Here is an 18,158-nt window from a genome sequence, read left to right as displayed (position 1 = left end):
TAAACGCACCAGTTAATTCGCGTCGCGAAGCATGTTATTTGGGAATCACTGTAAAGAAAAGATGACGGGCTGGAAACCAGCCCGTCAGTTAAATCAGTCGATGGTGCGCAGCAGTTCGTTGATACCGGTTTTGCCAAGAGTCTTCGCATCCACTTTCTTCACGATTACGGCGCAGTAGAGGCTGTAGCTGCCATCTTTCGACGGCAGGTTACCTGAGACCACGACGGAACCGGCAGGAACGCGGCCGTAATGCACTTCGCCGGTCTCGCGGTCATAGATTTTGGTGCTCTGACCGATGTAAACGCCCATTGAGATCACTGAGCCTTCTTCAACAATCACGCCTTCAACGATTTCAGAGCGTGCGCCGATGAAGCAGTTGTCTTCGATAATGGTCGGGTTTGCCTGCAACGGTTCCAGCACGCCACCGATACCCACGCCGCCAGAAAGGTGAACGTTTTTACCAATCTGCGCACAGGAGCCGACAGTCGCCCAGGTGTCCACCATGGTGCCTTCATCCACGAAGGCGCCGATGTTGACATAAGAAGGCATCAGCACCGTGTTGCGGGCGATATAGGCACCCTGACGAACAGCCGCAGGCGGCACGACGCGGAAGCCCGCTTCTTTGAAACGCGCTTCATCCCAGCCAGCAAATTTCATCGGGACTTTATCGTAAAAGCGGGTTTCTGAACCTTCCATCACCTGATTGTCATTGATGCGGAAAGAGAGCAGCACTGCTTTCTTCAGCCACTGATGCGTTACCCACTCGCCGTCGATCTTCTCAGAAACGCGCAGCTCACCGCTGTCCAGCAGGGAGATCACCTGGTTGATGGCATCACGGGTTTCGCTGTCAACGCTGGCAGGTGTAATGTCAGCGCGACGTTCGAAGGCGGATTCAATAACGCTCTGTAACTGTTGCATATTTTTTTCCTGATCTGTCATGTGCGATGCCGGACAAGCGCCCGACACAAGTAAAGAGATTAATGTTTACAAATCGAGTCTGGTCACACTTTATCGTTTGGATTAAGGGCCTCTGTCAACCGTTGTTGCAACGCTTTACGCATTTCTTCGTCCAGCGCCTGACGTTCACTGTTGGCCAGAATAAACAAATCCTCGACCCGCTCGCCAATGGTGCTGATGCGTGCGCCGTGCAGTGACACACCGAGATCGGCAAAGACTTCACCGACCCGCGCCAGCAGGCCCGGCTGATCCAGCGCCACCAGTTCCAGGTAGCTACGACGGTCGGTATGCGTCGGCAGGAAATTAACTTCGGTATCCACGCTGAAATGCCGCAGTTTGGCCGACGGACGGCGGGTACGTGGCGGCACCCAGTCTGACTGAGTGATCGCCTGTTCCAGCGCCTGAATGATCATCGGATGACGATCCGGTGAGAGCGGGCTGCCATCCGGCTCCAGCACAATAAAGGTATCCATGGCCATGCCGTCGCGGCTGGTGAAGATCTGCGCGTCATGAACGCTGAGATTGCGGCGGTCGAGCTCACCGGCGACGGCGGCAAACAGATGCGGGCGGTCGGGACTCCAGATAAAAATTTCGGTTCCGCCGCGCGTGGCCTGCGGGCTGACCAGCACCAGCGGCTTTTTCAGGTCATGAACCAGCAGGTGGCGAGCATGCCACGCTATCTGATTCGGCGTATGGCGCAGGAAGTAGTCAGCGCGGCAGCGATTCCAGATCTGATGCAGTCGCTCTTCATCAATGTTGTCCATCCGCAGCAGCGCCAGCGCCTGCAGACGATGATGGCGCACCCGCTCACGCAGATCCGGACTGTTCTCCATGCCGCGTCGCAACTGCTTCTCGGTGGCGAAAAAGAGCTCGCGCAACAGGCTCTGCTTCCAGCTGTTCCACAGACTTTCGTTGGTGGCGCAGATATCGGCCACGGTCAGGCAAACCAGATAGCGCAGCCGGTTCTCATTCTGCATCACCTCGGCGAACTGCTGGATTACCGTCGGGTCCTGAATATCGCGCCGTTGCGCCGTCACCGACATCAGCAGATGATGACGAACCAGCCAGGCCACCAGCTGCGTTTCACGCGAGTTCAGACCATGCATTTCAGCGAAATCGAGCGCATCCTGCGCCCCGAGAATAGAGTGATCGCCGCCGCGTCCTTTGGCTATGTCGTGCAGCAGCGCGGCCATCAGCAACAGCTCCTGCTGCGGCAGTCGCGGCCATAACTCGACGCACAGCGGATGCTGCGGACGGGTCGCTTCATTGGCAAAGCTTTCCAGCTTCTGCAGCACGCGAATGGTGTGCTCATCCACGGTGTAGGCGTGAAACAGATCGAACTGCATCTGTCCGACGATCTGACCCCATAGCGGGGTATAAGCCCATAGCACGCTGTAACGATGCATCGGCACCAGCGCCCGGCTGACCGCGCCCGGGTGGCGCAGAATCGACATAAAGGTGCGACGCGCCTCCGGGATCTGACACAGTGGCTGTTTGAGATGACGACGTGCATGGCGCAGATGACGCAGGGTGGTGGAGTAGATCCCTTTGATGCTGTCGTTACGCACCATGACGTAGAACATGCGCAGAATCGCCTGTGGTTCGCGTGTGAAAAGCGTCTCGTCACGCAGGTCGATCAAATCGCCACGCAGCTGGAAATCGTCATCAATGGGTCGGGGCTTTTCGCTGGTGGAGAGCGCCAGAATCGCTTCATCAAACAGCTGCAGCAGCATCTGATTCAGCTCGCCGATACGCCGGGTGACGCGATAGAAGTCCTTCATCATCCGCTCGACCGGCTCATTGCCTTCGCCCTGGTAATTCAGGCGTTGCGCTACGCTGAGTTGGCGATCAAACAGCAGGCGATTATCGTAGCGGGGCAGGGAGAGGTGCAGGGCAAAGCGGATGCGCCAGAGAAACGCCTGACATTCGTTGAGTTCGCCGCGCTCCGCCTCGGTGAGGAAACCAAAGCCGACCATCTCATCCAGCGTGGTGGCGCCAAAATGGCGTCGGGCAACCCATTGCAGCGTATGGATGTCGCGCAGGCCACCGGGGCTGCTTTTGATGTCCGGCTCCAGGTTATAGCTGGTGCCGTGATAACGCTTGTGACGCTCCTGCTGCTCTTCAATTTTGGCGGCGAAGAAGGAGGATGAGGGCCAGAAACCGTCGCTGAAGATGTTTTTCTGTAATTCCAGAAACAGCGCCACGTCGCCGGTCAGCATCCGTGATTCAATCAGGTTAGTGGCAACGGTCAGATCAGACAGCCCCTCCAGCAGACACTCTTCCAGCGTGCGGACGCTGTGGCCCACTTCCAGCTTCAGGTCCCACATCAGCGTTAACAGGTCGCTGGTGCGCTGCGCAGCCTGTTCATCCAACGGCTGGCGACTGAGAATCAGGACATCAATATCAGAGAGCGGATGCAGCTCGGCACGGCCATAGCCGCCCACGGCGACTAGCGCGATTGACGACATCTCATCAAAGCCAAAGAAGCGCCACAGGCGACGCAGCAGCCGATCGATAAACAGCGTGCGGGCATCTATCAGCGGCTCAACGGGTTCACCGGCATCAAACGCGGCAGCCAGATGCTGCTGAAACTGCTCCAGCCGCGGCTTCAGAATGTCGCGGGTCAGCTGGTCGTCACCCCATTCGGCTGGCGAATCGACCAGACCGTTTTTCACATCCTCCGACAGACTCACGCTCATGCAGCTCTTCTCTTTTTTAGCCAAAAAAAGCCGGCTCAGCGCCGGCTTGATCTGTTTTGGGGGAATTACCCTTCGGCGACGAGCACAGCAGGCAGCGTGTCGTCTTTGCGCAGGGTTAAAATCTCACAGCCGTTTTCCGTCACCACAATAGTATGCTCATACTGCGCGGACAAGCTGCGATCTTTGGTTTTTACTGTCCAGCCATCTTTCATGGTGCGGATGCGGTAATCCCCGGCATTGACCATCGGTTCTACCGTGAAGGTCATGCCCGCCTGTAGCACAACGCCGCTATCATCGGCATCGTAATGCAGCACCTGAGGCTCTTCGTGGAACCCCTTGCCGATACCGTGACCGCAATATTCGCGCACGACAGAGAAGTCGTTCGCTTCAACATACTTCTGGATAGCACGACCCAACTCACGCAGGCGGATGCCGGGCTTAATCAGACGCAGGGAAAGATAGAGGCTCTCCTGCGTGACGCGGCACAGGCGTTCGCCCTGAATAGTCGGTTTACCGACAATAAACATCTTCGAGGTATCGCCGTGGTACTCATCTTTAATCACGGTGACATCGACATTGACGATATCGCCATCTTTCAGAGGGCGATCATCACTGGGAATCCCGTGGCACACCACTTCGTTCACCGAGATGCAGACCGACTTCGGAAAACCGTGATAGCCGAGGCAGGCAGAGACGGCCTGTTGCTTCTGCGTGATGTGTTCGTGGCAGATGCGGTCCAGCTCGCCGGTGGTTACACCCGGTTTAACATGGGGCTCGATCATCTCCAGCACTTCGGCGGCCAGTCGGCCCGCGACGCGCATTTTTTCGATTTCTTCAGGGGTTTTAATTGAAATTGCCATTAAATTAATCCGCAGTTGTCGAAATTTTCGACAATAATAAGTTCTGTGCTGTCATGTTAGCAGCCAGCAAATGGGCTGCCAAATAGAGAACGCGCAGGCTTCGGTCAGCGATCATTTATTGGCGTCCCACGGCCGTTTGTGATATAAAGCGCGCCGACGATTCTCTGTATGGCCGTCTCGGCCAGCAGGAAACGCATAACTCTCATTATGTGTAATAAAACACACATGTATCGACACATACGCCGGGGTGCCTTGAAAGAGGTCGGTCGTATGGGATACATGGAGGCCCAACCCCAATCAAACTTTAGAGGTTTTATCATGGCAACTGTTTCCATGCGCGACATGCTCCAGGCTGGTGTTCACTTCGGTCACCAGACCCGTTACTGGAACCCAAAAATGAAGCCATTCATCTTTGGTGCACGTAACAAGGTTCACATCATCAACCTGGAAAAAACTGTACCTATGTTCAACGAAGCTCTGGCTGAACTGAACAAGATCTCTTCCCGTAAAGGTAAGATCCTGATCGTAGGTACTAAGCGCGCTGCTGCCCAGGCAGTAAAAGAGTCTGCACTGAGCTGCGACCAGTTCTTCGTAAACCACCGCTGGTTAGGTGGCATGCTGACTAACTGGAAAACCGTGCGTCAGTCAATCAAGCGTCTGAAAGATCTTGAGATTCAGTCTCAGGATGGCACTTTCGACAAACTGACCAAAAAAGAAGCGCTGATGCGTGCGCGTGAGCTGGCCAAGCTGGAAAACAGCCTGGGCGGTATCAAAGACATGGGCGGTCTGCCAGACGCACTGTTTGTTGTTGATGCTGACCACGAACACATCGCAATCAAAGAAGCAAACAACCTGGGTATCCCGGTATTTGCTATCGTTGATACCAACTCAGATCCAGATGGCGTTGACTTCGTTATCCCAGGTAACGACGATGCGATCCGTGCTGTAAACCTGTACCTGACTGCCGTTGCGACTACCGTGCGCGAAGGCCGCTCTCAGGACCTGGTTGAGCAAGCTGAAGAAGCGTCTTTAGAAAACGCTTAATAAGGTTTGCTCTGCATAAGAGCCCTTAGCATTCAGATGTGATCTGTAAGGGGCCTATACTGGCCCCTTTATTTTATCTAAGTCTGTCACGCCCCCAACCGGACGGCGGGACAGAGTAAATTTTCCGCAAATAAGTGTCTGCTGGTGCAAATGTACTCAGGCACGAACCGAGGATTCTGGAATGGCTGACATTACCGCTGCATTGGTAAAAGAACTGCGCGAGCGTACTGGCGCTGGCATGATGGATTGCAAAAAAGCGCTGACTGAAGCGAACGGCGACATTGAGCTGGCGATTGAGAACATGCGTAAGTCTGGCGCAATCAAGGCAGCGAAAAAAGCAGGCAACGTTGCTGCTGATGGCGTAATCAAAACCAAGATCGTTGGCGACTACGGCGTGATTCTGGAAGTTAACTGCCAGACTGACTTCGTAGCAAAAGATGGTGGTTTCCAGGCGTTCGCAGACAAAGTTCTGGAAGCGGCTGCAGCGAATCGCGTTACCGACGTTGAAGTTCTGAAAGCGCAGTTCGAAGAAGAGCGCGTTGCACTGGTTGCTAAAATCGGTGAGAACATCAACATCCGTCGCGTTGCAATCCTGGAAGGCGCAGAGCTGGGCAGCTACCTGCACGGCGCGCGTATCGGCGTTCTGGTTTCAGCGAAAGGCGCTAACGAAGATCTGATCAAACAGATCGCAATGCACGTTGCAGCAAGCAAGCCTGAATTCGTTAAGCCAGAAGACGTTTCTGCTGACGTGGTTGATAAAGAGTACCAGGTTCAGCTGGACATCGCGATGCAGTCTGGCAAGCCAAAAGAGATCGCAGAGAAGATGGTTGAAGGCCGTATGAAGAAATTCACCGGCGAAGTTTCTCTGACGGGTCAGGCTTTCGTTATCGACCCAAGCAAAACCGTTGGCCAGGCTCTGAAAGAGCAGGGCGCTGACGTCATCAACTTCATCCGCTTCGAAGTGGGTGAAGGCATCGAGAAAGTTGAGTCTGACTTCGCTGCAGAAGTTGCAGCAATGTCCAAACAGTCTTAATGCTCTGAAAGAACCGCCAGATGGCGGTTCTTTTTTGTCTGTGAATCGCAACAGACGACACGTTTTCAGTTTCATCCCAATAGCATTTTCTTTGCAGTAAGCGGATGATCGATCAGAATTTACTTCTCCTTTACACCCAATCTTCCAGGAAGAACTGACCATGGCGACCAACGCAAAACCTGTTTATCAACGTATCCTGCTTAAACTCAGCGGCGAAGCCCTGCAAGGCGCTGAAGGTTTTGGTATCGACGCGAGTGTGCTTGACCGCATGGCACAAGAGGTAAAAGAGCTGGTTGAACTGGGTATCCAGGTTGGCGTGGTGATTGGCGGAGGAAACCTGTTCCGTGGAGCGAGCCTCCAGCAGGCTGGCATGAACCGCGTCGTGGGTGACCACATGGGTATGCTGGCGACCGTGATGAACGGCCTGGCGATGCGTGATGCACTGCACCGCGCCTATGTGAATGCACGCCTGATGTCAGCGATTCCACTGAATGGCGTCTGTGACAATTACAGCTGGGCAGAAGCAATCAGCCTGCTGCGTAACAACCGCGTGGTGATTTTCTCCGCCGGTACCGGCAACCCGTTCTTCACCACCGACTCTGCGGCGTGTCTGCGCGGCATTGAGATTGAAGCGGACGTGGTGCTGAAAGCGACCAAAGTTGACGGCGTCTACTCTGCGGATCCGGTGAAAAGCCCGGACGCGACGCTGTATGAGCAACTGACCTATGCTGAAGTGCTGGATCAGGAGCTGAAAGTGATGGATCTGGCGGCCTTTACCCTGGCGCGTGACCACAAATTACCTATCCGTGTTTTCAACATGAATAAACCTGGCGCACTGCGTCGCGTAGTGATGGGTGAAAAAGAAGGCACCCTGATTACGCATTAATACCCGAGGCGAGATAAAATAAGGTATATTCTGTCAGCGCGATGATAATGCATCGCGCACCAGTCAGGATTATCGATGATTATCGATCCCGCTTCCGGTTATGCCGGAACTGGCCAGGTCAAACCGAATCCAAGGGTTTCAACGTGATTAACGACATCAAAAAAGATGCTGACACGCGCATGGAAAAATGCGTTGAAGCATTCAAAACTACCATCAGCAAAGTGCGCACCGGTCGTGCTTCACCTTCGCTGCTTGACGGCATCGTCGTCGAATATTACGGCACGCCGACGCCACTGCGTCAGCTGGCTTCTGTCACTGTGGAAGATTCACGCACGCTGAAAATCAACGTGTTTGATCGTTCACTGAGTCCGGCAGTCGAAAAAGCGATCATGAAGTCCGATCTCGGTCTGAACCCAAGTTCAGCCGGTACCGACATCCGTGTTCCGCTGCCTGCACTGACAGAAGAGCGTCGTAAAGATCTGATTAAAATCGTGCGCGGCGAAGCCGAGCAGGGCCGTGTGTCGGTACGTAACGTCCGTCGCGATGCCAACGATAAGATCAAAGCGCTGCTGAAAGATAAAGAGATCAGCGAAGACGACGAACGTCGTGCGCAGGATGAAGTACAAAAAATGACTGATGCGTACATCAAGAAAGTTGATGCTGCACTGTCAGAAAAAGAGACGGAGCTGATGGATTTCTAATCCCATCACTGCCGGACAAAACGCCGTACAGAGAGGTATTCGTATGAATGCGACATCTGGCGGCGTTTTACATTGTGCCTGTCGGCACGCTGACTTCACACGGATAGCCTCATGAAGCGATTAACTCTGCTGGGATCCACCGGCTCGATCGGCACCAGTACGCTGGCGGTGGTTCGCGCCAACCCGGCGCTTTATCAGATTACGGCGCTGGTTGCCGGCCATAACGTGGCGCTGATGGCCGAACAGTGTGCGGCCTTTACGCCGCGTTACGCCTGCATGGCAGACGAGGTATCCGCCGCTGCGCTGCGTGAGCGACTGAGAGCAATCAGCGTCAATACTGAAGTGCTCTCCGGCGTTCAGGCAGCCTGCGAGCTGGCCGCGCTGGATGAGGTGGATCAGGTGATGGCGGCGATTGTCGGCGCTTCAGGGTTGCTGCCGACGCTGGCGGCCATTCGTGCCGGTAAAACGGTGCTGCTGGCCAACAAAGAATCACTTGTCACCTGCGGCCGTTTGTTTATGGAGGCGGTGCGTCATCATAACGCTCAGTTACTACCGGTCGACAGCGAGCATAACGCCATTTTTCAGAGTTTACCGGCTACCATCCAGCATCAGTTAGGTTACGCTGACCTGCGGGATAATGGCATTGAGTCGATTATCCTTACGGGATCGGGTGGTCCTTTTCGTGACACAGATTTAGCGGATCTCAGCGCCATGTCGCCGGATCAGGCCTGTGCACATCCGAACTGGTCGATGGGGAGAAAAATCTCTGTCGATTCGGCCACCATGATGAATAAAGGTCTTGAGTACATTGAAGCCCGTTGGTTGTTTAATGCCAGCGCAGCGCAGATGGAAGTGATCCTTCACCCACAGTCGGTGATTCACTCCATGGTGCGATACTGCGATGGCAGCGTGCTGGCTCAGTTAGGTTCTCCCGATATGCGTACGCCCATTGCCCATAGCATGGCCTGGCCTTCGCGCATCAATGCAGGCGTGACGCCGCTGGATTTTACCCGCATGTCGGCACTCTCTTTTGCAGAACCTGATTTCAGTCGCTACCCCTGTCTGAAGCTGGCCATCGATGCCTGTGACGCAGGGCAGGCGGCGACCACCACGCTGAATGCTGCCAATGAGGTTGCCGTCGCGGCTTTCCTGAATCACCAGATCCGCTTCACCGACATTGCCTCGCTTAATAGTGCGGTGATGGCGGCACAAGTGTGTCCGGAGCCGGATTCGGTGGACGCTGTCCTTGAAATCGATCGTACTGCGCGCGCGCTGGCGACAGAAATGTTGCCGCGCTTCACGTCGTAATACCGATCGTTATGAGGCCATTTGTTCGCTTCAGGTGAAAATGGTATAGTCGCTGGCTCGCGTTTCACGGTCTGTCACCGAATTCGGTGTGGCCCGGCACTGAGAGTGTGTCGGGATTTGAATCGGGCGCAATGTATTCAGAAACCACAGCATTTCTGATGAAAGGAATTGGTTAAGCGTTATGTCGTCTAACAATCAAAACAACACTGATGACCAGCAGGGAAACGGTCCGCGCCACGTCGCTATCATCATGGATGGCAATGGTCGCTGGGCCAAAAATCAGGGGAAATTGCGTATTTCAGGCCACAGAGCGGGCGTTAAATCGGTACGCCGTGCCGTCAGCTTTGCGGTCAGTAACAATCTTGAAGCCCTGACGCTTTACGCCTTCAGCAGTGAAAACTGGAGTCGTCCGGCGCAGGAAGTCACCGCGTTAATGGAACTGTTTGTCTGGGCGCTTGATAGTGAAGTGAAGAGCCTGCATAAACACAATGTTCGCTTACGCGTCATTGGCGATACCAGCCGTTTCAGCCCGCGTATTCAGGAACGTATTCGCCGTTCTGAGACGCTGACCGCAAATAATAGTGGCCTGACGCTCAACATTGCTGCCAACTATGGCGGCCGTTGGGATATTATCGAAGGCGTGAAAAAACTGGCAGAACAGGTTCAGGAAGGATTACTGCGACCTGACCAGATTACCGAAGAGAGCCTGACGTCGCAGCTCTGTATGCAGGAGCTGGCGCCAGTGGATTTAGTGATAAGGACCGGGGGAGAGCATCGGATTAGCAACTTCCTGCTGTGGCAGATTGCCTATGCTGAATTCTATTTTACCGATGTGCTCTGGCCGGATTTCGATGAACACGTTTTTGAAGGTGCACTGAATGCATTCTCTCTGCGGGAGCGTCGTTTTGGCGGCGCTGCACCAGGCGGCGCCTGAGCAATCTGGGGGTAACCTTTGCTGAAGTCTCGTCTGATTACCGCGTTGATATTAATTCCGCTGGTAATAGCTGCACTGTTCTGGTTACCGCCTGTTGGCTTCGCCCTTACAACCATCGTTATCTGCATGCTGGCAGCCTGGGAATGGGGTCAGTTTGCAGGCATGGCATCACGGCAACAGCGCGTCTGGCTGGCTGTACTTTGTGGTCTGCTGCTGGCGCTGATGCAATTTACGCTGCCACCTTATCAACACACGGTGCATCTGCCACAAATCGCGACATCACTTTGGGCATCGCTGGTGTGGTGGGTCGTGGCACTGCTGCTGGTGCTCACCTATCCCGCTTCTGCGGCCTTCTGGCGCCATTCGCGTCCACTTCGCTTACTGTTTGGCGTATTAACACTGGTGCCCTTTTTCTGGGGCATGGTGGCGCTGCGTCAGTATCACTATGAAACTGATCACTTCGCCGGTGCCTGGTGGCTGCTGTTTGTGTTGCTGCTGGTGTGGGGAGCGGATTCAGGTGCCTATATGTTTGGCAAGATGTTCGGCAAGCACAAGCTGGCACCGAAGGTCTCACCAGGCAAAACCTGGGAAGGCTTCCTGGGCGGTCTGGTTTCATCGGCGCTGATTGCGCTGCTGTTTGCCTCGCTGGCTCCGCTGACGGTCTCAACCGGAACACTGGTGATTTGCGCGGTTATCGCAACACTGGCCTCCGTGCTGGGTGACCTCACTGAGAGTATGTTCAAGCGTGAGGCGGGTATCAAAGACAGTGGCAATCTGATCCCCGGTCATGGCGGCATGCTTGATCGCATTGATAGTCTGACTGCGGCGGTGCCGGTGTTTGCCTGTTTATTGCTGCTGGTGTTCCGCACCCTTTAAGGACAGGCAAAGATGTTGAGCATAATCTGGAGTTTTTTCGCCTTTATCATTGCGCTGGGCGTGTTGATTACCGTTCATGAGTTTGGCCATTTCTGGGTCGCTCGGCGCTGTGGCGTCAAAGTTGAGCGATTTTCCATTGGTTTCGGTAAGTCGCTCTGGCAGCGCCGTGACCGCCACGGCACCGAATTTGTCATCGCGCTGATTCCCCTCGGCGGCTACGTTAAAATGCTCGACGAACGCGTCGAAAGCGTGCCTGCTGAGCTGCGTCATCAGGCTTTTAATAACAAAGCCGTCTGGCAGCGCGCCTCGATCATTGCGGCAGGTCCTGTCGCAAACTTCATCTTTGCCATCTTCGCCTACTGGGTTGTGTTTATTCACGGCGTGCCCGGTGTGCGCCCGGTAATCGGTGAAATTTTAAACGGTTCGGTCGCTGCAGAAGCTCAAATTACGCCCGGCATGGAACTTAAGGCTGTTGACGGTATCGAAACGCCTGACTGGGATGCTGTGCGTATGGCGCTGGTGGGTAAAATCGGCGACAGCAGCACGACATTAACTGTGGCCCGGTTTGGTGAGGACGCGACTCAGCAGAAGCAACTGGATTTGCGTAACTGGCAGTTTGAGCCTGATAAGCAGGATCCGGTCGTCGCATTAGGGATTCAGCCACGCGGTCCGCAAATTGAGACCACGCTGGCAGAAGTGCAGGCGAACTCGCCAGCCAGTGAAGCCGGTTTGCAAGCAGGCGACAGGATCGTTAAAGTCGATGGTCAGCCATTATCGCAGTGGCAGACTTTTGTCACGCAGGTCCGGGATAACCCAGGCAAAAGCATGGCGCTTGAGGTGGATCGCGGCGGTGAATCAATTGCGCTGACGATGACGCCAGAAGCGAAAGATGGCAGTAAAGCGGGCTTTGCGGGAGTGATTCCGCGCATTGTTCCTCTGCCAGAAGAGTACAAGACGGTAAGACAGTATGGCGCGTTTGCGGCAATCGGTGAGGCCAGTGTAAAAACCTGGCAGCTTATGAAGCTCACCGTTTCCATGCTGGGCAAGTTAATAACCGGTGATGTGAAGCTGAACAACCTGAGCGGGCCAATTTCGATTGCGCAGGGTGCAGGATTGTCAGCAGAGTACGGGTTGATTTATTACCTGATGTTCCTGGCGTTGATTAGCGTCAACCTGGGCATCATCAACCTGTTCCCTCTGCCGGTTTTAGATGGTGGGCACTTGCTCTTCCTTGCGATCGAAAAGATCAAGGGCGGACCGGTGTCCGAGCGAGTTCAGGACTTTAGTTATCGCATCGGCTCGATTTTGCTGGTGCTGTTAATGGGGCTTGCACTTTTCAATGATTTCTCACGTTTGTAACCGCTGGAACGCGAACATTCGAGGGATGTGTTAGGAAAACGCATAACAACGATGGCGATGAAAAAGTTGCTCATAGCGTCGCTGCTGTTTAGCAGCGCCACCGTTTACGGTGCAGACGATTTCGTGGTGAAGGATATTCATTTCGAAGGGCTGCAGCGAGTCGCCGTCGGCGCGGCTCTGCTGAGCATGCCAGTACGGGTTGGCGATACGGTGAATGACGATGATGTCAGAAATACCATTCGCTCGCTGTTCGCTACTGGCAACTTTGAGGATGTTCAGGTCCTGCGAGACGGTACAACGCTGATTGTCCAGGTCAAAGAACGTCCTACCATTGCCAGCATTACCTTCACCGGTAACAAAGCGGTGAAAGAGGATCAGCTCAAACAAAATCTGGAAGCTTCAGGTGTGCGGGTCGGCGAAGCGCTGGACCGTACCACTATCTCTTCTATTGAGAAGGGGCTTGAGGATTTCTATTACAGCGTAGGTAAATATACCGCTAACGTGAAAGCCGTGGTCACGCCACTGCCACGTAACCGTGTTGATCTGAAGCTGGTCTTTACTGAAGGTGTCTCTGCCAAAATTCAGCAGATCAACATCGTCGGGAATAAAGCTTTTAGCTCCGATGAACTGATTTCCCGTTTCCAGCTGCGTGATGAAGTGCCATGGTGGAACGTCGTCGGCGATCGTAAATACCAGAAACAGAAACTGGCGGGTGACCTCGAGACCCTGCGCAGCTTCTATCTGGATCGCGGCTATGCACGTTTCAACATAGATTCGACGCAAGTCAGCCTGACGCCAGATAAAAAAGGCATCTATATCACGGTGAACATTACCGAAGGCGACCAGTACAAAATCGCTGGCGTCATCGTTAATGGCAGCATGGCAGGCCATTCCGCAGAAATTGAACATCTGACCAAAATTCCGTCAGGCGAGCTCTATAACGGCGCCAAAGTCACGAAAATGGAAGATGACATCAAGAAACTGCTGGGCCGTTATGGCTATGCCTATCCGCGTGTCGCAACGCAGCCAGAAATCAACGACGCCGATAAAACCGTAAAACTGCATATCAACGTGGATGCGGGTAACCGCTACTACGTGCGTAACGTCCGTTTTGAAGGAAATGACACTTCTAAAGACTCGGTGTTACGTCGCGAAATGCGTCAGATGGAAGGCGCGTGGCTCGGCAGCGATCTGGTTGAACAGGGTAAAGAGCGTCTGAACCGCACCGGTTACTTTGAAACCGTCGATGTGGATACTCAGCGTGTGCCAGGTTCACCGGACCAGGTTGACGTGGTCTACAAGGTTAAAGAGCGTAACACGGGTACCTTCAACTTCGGCGTCGGCTACGGCACCGAAAGTGGTGTGAGCTTCCAGGTTGGGGTAACGCAGGATAACTGGCTGGGCACCGGTAATACCGTGGGCATCAGCGGGACCAAAAACGATTACCAGACCTATGCTGAATTCTCGCTTACTGACCCTTACTTCACCGTTGACGGTGTGAGTCTGGGTGGTCGTCTGTTCTACAACGACTTCAAAGCGGATAATGCGGACCTCTCTGACTATACCAACAAAAGTTATGGTCTGGATGGCACGCTTGGCTTCCCTGTTAACGAAAACAACACCCTGCGTGTCGGTCTGGGCTATGTCCACAATGACCTGTCAAACATGCAGCCGCAGGTTGCGATGTGGCGTTATCTTGACTCTGTTGGTAAGCCGCAGCAGATCAATGATAAAGGCGAATTCTCAGCAGATGACTTCACCTTTAACTACGGCTGGACTTACAACACGCTGGACCGCGGCTTCTTCCCGACCTCCGGTAACCGCACCAACCTGAATGGCAAGGTGACAATCCCAGGTTCGGATAACAGCTTCTATAAGGCCACGCTGGATAGTCAGCAGTATGTGCCGATTAACCAGGATCGTACCTGGGTGCTGTTGGGTCGTGGTCGTGTCGGTTATGGCGATGGACTCGGCGGCAAAGAGATGCCGTTCTATGAGAACTTCTACGCGGGTGGTTCAAGCACGGTTCGTGGCTTCCAGTCCAACACCATTGGACCGAAAGCTGCCTATCTGAATAACAACTCGTCGAACTGCCGAATCGCTGATCCAAATGGCGTCTGTAAGTCTGACGATGCGGTGGGCGGTAACGCCATGGCGATTGCCAGCCTTGAGCTGATCACGCCAACGCCGTTCCTGAGCGAGAAGTATGCTAACTCGGTTCGTACCTCGGTATTTGTCGATGCCGGTACCGCGTGGGATACCCATTGGGAAAATACGGCGGAAACGCGTGCGGCAGGCATTCCTGACTACAGTGATCCAAACAACATCCGTGTATCAAGTGGTGTTGCGCTGCAATGGATGTCACCGCTCGGCCCGCTGGTGTTCTCTTACGCCCAGCCGTTTAAGAAAGTCGATGGAGACAAGTCAGAGCAGTTCCAGTTTAACATTGGTAAAACCTGGTAATGTTCTGAGCATGGATGCATAGCTGAAGTATTGCTGCCGGGCAGCACCTGTTGCTGCTCCGGTGCAAACACTGTGTCGCTGACACAAACGTTGATGGTAAGGAGTTTATAGTGAAAAAGTTGTTGTGTGCCGCAGGTCTGGGTCTTGCTTTAGCGGTTTCCGCTGGTGTTCAGGCTGCCGACAAAATTGCAGTGGTAAACGTGTCCAGCATTTTCCAACAGTTACCGCAACGTGCGACTGTTGCTAAACAGCTGGAAAACGAGTTCAAAGGCCGTGCAACTGAGTTGCAGGGCCAGGAGCGCGATCTGCAAACCAAAATGCAGCGTCTGCAGCGTGACGGTTCTACCATGAAGGCTAGCGAACGCAGCCGTATGGAAAAAGATGTCATGTCTCAGCGTGAAGCTTTCTCTTCAAAAGCGCAGGCTTTTGAGCAGGATAATCGCCGTCGTCAGATGGAAGAGCGTAACAAGCTGCTGAGCCGTATTCAGGATGCCGTTAAGAAAGTCGCTGACAGCGATGGTTATGACGTCGTGATCGACGCTAACGCGGTGGCTTATGCATCAAACGCAAAAGACATCACTGCTGACGTGCTGAAACAGGTTAAATAATTCATGTCATCTATTCGACTGGCTGATTTAGCCCAGCAGTTGGATGCAGAATTGCACGGAGATGGCGATATCGTCATCTCCGGCATTGCTTCTATGCAATCCGCCACAACTGGTCAAATCACTTTTCTTGCAAACAGCCGTTACCGCGAGCAACTCGCCCTGATTAAGGCCTCAGCCGTGGTGCTGACGGAAGCGGATCTGGAGTGGTGCAATACCGCTGCGCTGGTAGTGAAAAATCCCTACCTGACCTATGCACGTATGGCACAAATACTCGATACCACCCCACAGCCAGCGCAGAATATCGCCCCAAGCGCAGTGATCGACCCTTCAGCCCGACTCGGCAGCAACGTCGCCATTGGCGCCAATGCAGTGATCGAAGCGGACGTTGAGCTGGGCGACAACGTGGTGATTGGTGCAGGATGTTTTGTTGGCAAAAAAACCCGTATAGGCAACGGAACCCGTCTCTGGGCCAACGTGTCGGTTTATCATGAGATCGAAATCGGCCAGGATTGTCTGATTCAGTCAGGTACCGTCATCGGTTCTGATGGTTTCGGCTATGCCAACGATCGCGGTAACTGGGTGAAAATCCCGCAGTTAGGCGCGGTAATTATCGGCGATCGCGTCGAAATAGGTGCCTGCACCACTATCGATCGCGGTGCGCTGGATAACACTCTGATCGGCAATGGTGTTATCATAGACAACCAGTGCCAGATCGCTCACAACGTAGTTATTGGCGACAATACTGCGGTTGCAGGCGGTGTGATCATGGCGGGTAGTTTGAAAATTGGACGTTACTGTATGATTGGCGGTGCCAGCGTCATTAACGGCCATATGGAAATCTGTGACAAAGTAACGGTGACCGGTATGGGTATGGTCATGCGTCCTATCACAGAGCCAGGCGTTTATTCGTCAGGCATTCCGCTGCAACCCAACAAAACCTGGCGTAAAACTGCAGCGCTGGTGATGAACATCGATGATATGAGCAAACGCTTAAAAGCCATCGAGCGCAAGGTCGGCAAAGACGACTAACCGCCATCCCAAAACTGACCGGCTTTCATAATAAAAATGTTAAGCAGGGAAGCCCGGCGCCACAGTACCTATTTGCGGCCTGCGGAAGATCATTTTGATCTGTGCAGGCCGTGTTATTGATGTCATCAGATTTTTAGGACAGGAAGAGTATTTTGACTACTGAAACTCATACTCTGAAAATTGAAGAGATTTTAGAGCTGCTGCCGCACCGCTATCCGTTTCTGCTGGTAGATCGCGTGCTCGATTTTGAAGAGCACAAATACCTGCGTGCAGTGAAGAACGTTTCTGTTAATGAACCGTTTTTCCAGGGGCATTTCCCTGGTAAACCGATTTTTCCTGGCGTTCTGATCCTGGAAGCGATGGCGCAGGCCACCGGTATTCTGGCGTTTAAAAGCGTAGGTAAACTGGAGCCAGGCGAACTCTATTACTTTGCCGGTATCGACAGTGCCCGCTTCAAGCGCCCTGTGGTACCAGGCGATCAAATGATCATGGAAGTCACTTTCGAGAAAACCCGCCGTGGTCTGACCCGCTTTAAAGGCGTGGCGACTGTTGACGGTAAAATCGTTTGTGAAGCGACCATGATGTGTGCCCGCAGCCGGGAGGCATAATTCGTGATTGATCCAACCGCCACTATCCATCCCAGTTCTGTCATTGAAGAGGGCGCTATCATTGGCGCCCGCGTTCACATTGGCCCATTTTGCTTTATTGGCGCGAATGTGGAGATCGGTGAAGGAACAGTACTGAAGTCACACGTTGTGGTGAACGGCCACACGCGTATCGGTAAAGATAATCAGATCTATCAGTTCGCCTCAATTGGCGAAGTGAATCAGGATCTGAAATATGCCGGTGAGCCAACACGGGTTGAGATCGGTGATCGCAACCGCATTCGTGAAAGCGTGACGATTCATCGTGGCACTACCCAGGGTGGCCATGTCACCTCGGTGGGCAGCGATAATCTGTTGATGGTGAATGCACACATTGCGCACGATTGCGTGATTGGCAATCGCTGTATCTTCGCCAACAACGCCACCCTGGGTGGTCACGTGACGGTCGACGATTTCGCCATTATTGGCGGCATGACAGCGGTACATCAGTGGTGCATCATCGGTGCTCATGTGATGGTAGGTGGCTGTTCCGGCGTGGCGCAGGATGTGCCGCCTTACGTTATTGCGCAGGGCAACCACGCTACGCCGTTCGGGATCAATATCGAAGGTCTTAAACGCCGTGGCTTCAGCAAAGAGTCGCTGCACGCTATTCGCAACGCCTATAAGCTGCTCTATCGCAGCGGCAGAACGCTGGAGGAAGTGAAGCCGGAGATTGAAGCCATCGCACAGCAACACAGCGAAGTGCAGCCTTTCTACGATTTCTTCACCCGTTCAACCCGTGGATTAATTCGTTAAT

General features: G+C 53.7%; 16 protein-coding genes. 13 read left to right on the top strand and 3 right to left on the bottom strand.

Going from position 1 to position 18,158, the window contains the following annotated elements; translation table 11 throughout:
* Positions 1 to 93: 93 nt before the first annotated feature.
* The 3 genes from dapD to map form a co-directional block, all read right to left on the bottom strand.
* Positions 94 to 918: a 2,3,4,5-tetrahydropyridine-2,6-dicarboxylate N-succinyltransferase gene (dapD, locus tag AC2LB6_RS07465; RefSeq protein WP_033731627.1), complete on the bottom strand. Its 825-nt coding sequence runs from the start codon at positions 916 to 918 to the stop codon at positions 94 to 96.
* An 83-nt stretch (positions 919 to 1,001) separates the two neighbouring features.
* Positions 1,002 to 3,656: a bifunctional uridylyltransferase/uridylyl-removing protein GlnD gene (gene glnD / locus AC2LB6_RS07460; RefSeq protein ID WP_490093021.1), complete on the bottom strand. Its 2,655-nt coding sequence runs from the start codon at positions 3,654 to 3,656 to the stop codon at positions 1,002 to 1,004.
* Positions 3,657 to 3,721: 65 nt separating this feature from the next.
* On the bottom strand, positions 3,722 to 4,516 hold the full coding sequence (gene map, locus AC2LB6_RS07455; RefSeq protein ID WP_490093020.1) for a type I methionyl aminopeptidase: 795 nt from the start codon (positions 4,514 to 4,516) through the stop codon (positions 3,722 to 3,724).
* A gap of 318 nt (positions 4,517 to 4,834) precedes the next feature.
* Between map and rpsB the strand changes: the two genes are divergently transcribed.
* From rpsB to lpxA, 13 genes are all read left to right on the top strand, one after another.
* Positions 4,835 to 5,560: a 30S ribosomal protein S2 gene (rpsB, locus tag AC2LB6_RS07450; RefSeq protein ID WP_090964400.1), complete on the top strand. Its 726-nt coding sequence runs from the start codon at positions 4,835 to 4,837 to the stop codon at positions 5,558 to 5,560.
* A gap of 181 nt (positions 5,561 to 5,741) precedes the next feature.
* Entirely contained in the window at positions 5,742 to 6,593 is an 852-nt protein-coding gene (gene tsf, locus AC2LB6_RS07445; protein ID WP_008925637.1) for a translation elongation factor Ts, read from the top strand.
* Between the two features lie 160 nt (positions 6,594 to 6,753).
* Entirely contained in the window at positions 6,754 to 7,479 is a 726-nt protein-coding gene (gene pyrH, locus AC2LB6_RS07440; RefSeq protein WP_010254099.1) for a UMP kinase, read from the top strand.
* A 143-nt stretch (positions 7,480 to 7,622) separates the two neighbouring features.
* Positions 7,623 to 8,180: a ribosome recycling factor gene (gene frr, locus AC2LB6_RS07435; protein WP_010254103.1), complete on the top strand. Its 558-nt coding sequence runs from the start codon at positions 7,623 to 7,625 to the stop codon at positions 8,178 to 8,180.
* Between the two features lie 111 nt (positions 8,181 to 8,291).
* Entirely contained in the window at positions 8,292 to 9,488 is a 1,197-nt protein-coding gene (ispC, locus tag AC2LB6_RS07430; protein ID WP_490093019.1) for a 1-deoxy-D-xylulose-5-phosphate reductoisomerase, read from the top strand.
* A gap of 181 nt (positions 9,489 to 9,669) precedes the next feature.
* The gene (gene ispU / locus AC2LB6_RS07425; protein ID WP_090964404.1) at positions 9,670 to 10,422 is read left to right on the top strand and encodes a (2E,6E)-farnesyl-diphosphate-specific ditrans,polycis-undecaprenyl-diphosphate synthase; all 753 of its coding nucleotides are present in this window, start codon (positions 9,670 to 9,672) and stop codon (positions 10,420 to 10,422) included.
* An 18-nt stretch (positions 10,423 to 10,440) separates the two neighbouring features.
* Positions 10,441 to 11,298: a phosphatidate cytidylyltransferase gene (cdsA, locus tag AC2LB6_RS07420; protein ID WP_490093018.1), complete on the top strand. Its 858-nt coding sequence runs from the start codon at positions 10,441 to 10,443 to the stop codon at positions 11,296 to 11,298.
* A 12-nt stretch (positions 11,299 to 11,310) separates the two neighbouring features.
* Positions 11,311 to 12,657 carry a sigma E protease regulator RseP gene (gene rseP / locus AC2LB6_RS07415; RefSeq protein WP_490093017.1) on the top strand — a complete coding sequence of 449 codons (1,347 nt, stop codon included), beginning with the start codon at positions 11,311 to 11,313 and terminating at the stop codon, positions 12,655 to 12,657.
* 51 nt (positions 12,658 to 12,708) lie between these two features.
* A complete protein-coding gene (gene bamA / locus AC2LB6_RS07410) occupies positions 12,709 to 15,120 on the top strand; it encodes an outer membrane protein assembly factor BamA (RefSeq protein WP_490093016.1) in 2,412 nt (803 codons plus the stop codon).
* 110 nt (positions 15,121 to 15,230) lie between these two features.
* The gene (gene skp / locus AC2LB6_RS07405) at positions 15,231 to 15,728 is read left to right on the top strand and encodes a molecular chaperone Skp (RefSeq protein ID WP_090964412.1); all 498 of its coding nucleotides are present in this window, start codon (positions 15,231 to 15,233) and stop codon (positions 15,726 to 15,728) included.
* 3 nt (positions 15,729 to 15,731) lie between these two features.
* Positions 15,732 to 16,757, top strand: a complete 1,026-nt coding sequence (gene lpxD, locus AC2LB6_RS07400) for a UDP-3-O-(3-hydroxymyristoyl)glucosamine N-acyltransferase (RefSeq protein WP_490093015.1) — start codon at positions 15,732 to 15,734, stop codon at positions 16,755 to 16,757.
* A 152-nt stretch (positions 16,758 to 16,909) separates the two neighbouring features.
* Positions 16,910 to 17,365: a 3-hydroxyacyl-ACP dehydratase FabZ gene (gene fabZ, locus AC2LB6_RS07395; protein ID WP_490093014.1), complete on the top strand. Its 456-nt coding sequence runs from the start codon at positions 16,910 to 16,912 to the stop codon at positions 17,363 to 17,365.
* 3 nt (positions 17,366 to 17,368) lie between these two features.
* The gene (gene lpxA, locus AC2LB6_RS07390) at positions 17,369 to 18,157 is read left to right on the top strand and encodes an acyl-ACP--UDP-N-acetylglucosamine O-acyltransferase (RefSeq protein WP_490093013.1); all 789 of its coding nucleotides are present in this window, start codon (positions 17,369 to 17,371) and stop codon (positions 18,155 to 18,157) included.
* Position 18,158: the final 1 nt, after the last annotated feature.

The organism is Pantoea sp. RCC30.1 (assembly GCF_058148845.1).
Note: the sequence above shows the minus strand (reverse complement) of the source record. Positions and strands in the feature narration are given on the sequence as shown.

Excerpts from the sequence above, each read along its gene's own strand:
- dapD (WP_033731627.1), bottom strand. The coding sequence starts at position 918 with ATGCAACAGTTACAGAGCGTTATTGAATCCGCCTTCGAACGTCGCGCT.
- glnD (WP_490093021.1), bottom strand. The coding sequence starts at position 3,656 with ATGAGCGTGAGTCTGTCGGAGGATGTGAAAAACGGTCTGGTCGATTCG.
- map (WP_490093020.1), bottom strand. The coding sequence starts at position 4,516 with ATGGCAATTTCAATTAAAACCCCTGAAGAAATCGAAAAAATGCGCGTC.
- rpsB (WP_090964400.1), top strand. The coding sequence starts at position 4,835 with ATGGCAACTGTTTCCATGCGCGACATGCTCCAGGCTGGTGTTCACTTC.
- tsf (WP_008925637.1), top strand. The coding sequence starts at position 5,742 with ATGGCTGACATTACCGCTGCATTGGTAAAAGAACTGCGCGAGCGTACT.
- pyrH (WP_010254099.1), top strand. The coding sequence starts at position 6,754 with ATGGCGACCAACGCAAAACCTGTTTATCAACGTATCCTGCTTAAACTC.
- ispC (WP_490093019.1), top strand. The coding sequence starts at position 8,292 with ATGAAGCGATTAACTCTGCTGGGATCCACCGGCTCGATCGGCACCAGT.
- ispU (WP_090964404.1), top strand. The coding sequence starts at position 9,670 with ATGTCGTCTAACAATCAAAACAACACTGATGACCAGCAGGGAAACGGT.
- rseP (WP_490093017.1), top strand. The coding sequence starts at position 11,311 with ATGTTGAGCATAATCTGGAGTTTTTTCGCCTTTATCATTGCGCTGGGC.
- bamA (WP_490093016.1), top strand. The coding sequence starts at position 12,709 with ATGGCGATGAAAAAGTTGCTCATAGCGTCGCTGCTGTTTAGCAGCGCC.
- lpxD (WP_490093015.1), top strand. The coding sequence starts at position 15,732 with ATGTCATCTATTCGACTGGCTGATTTAGCCCAGCAGTTGGATGCAGAA.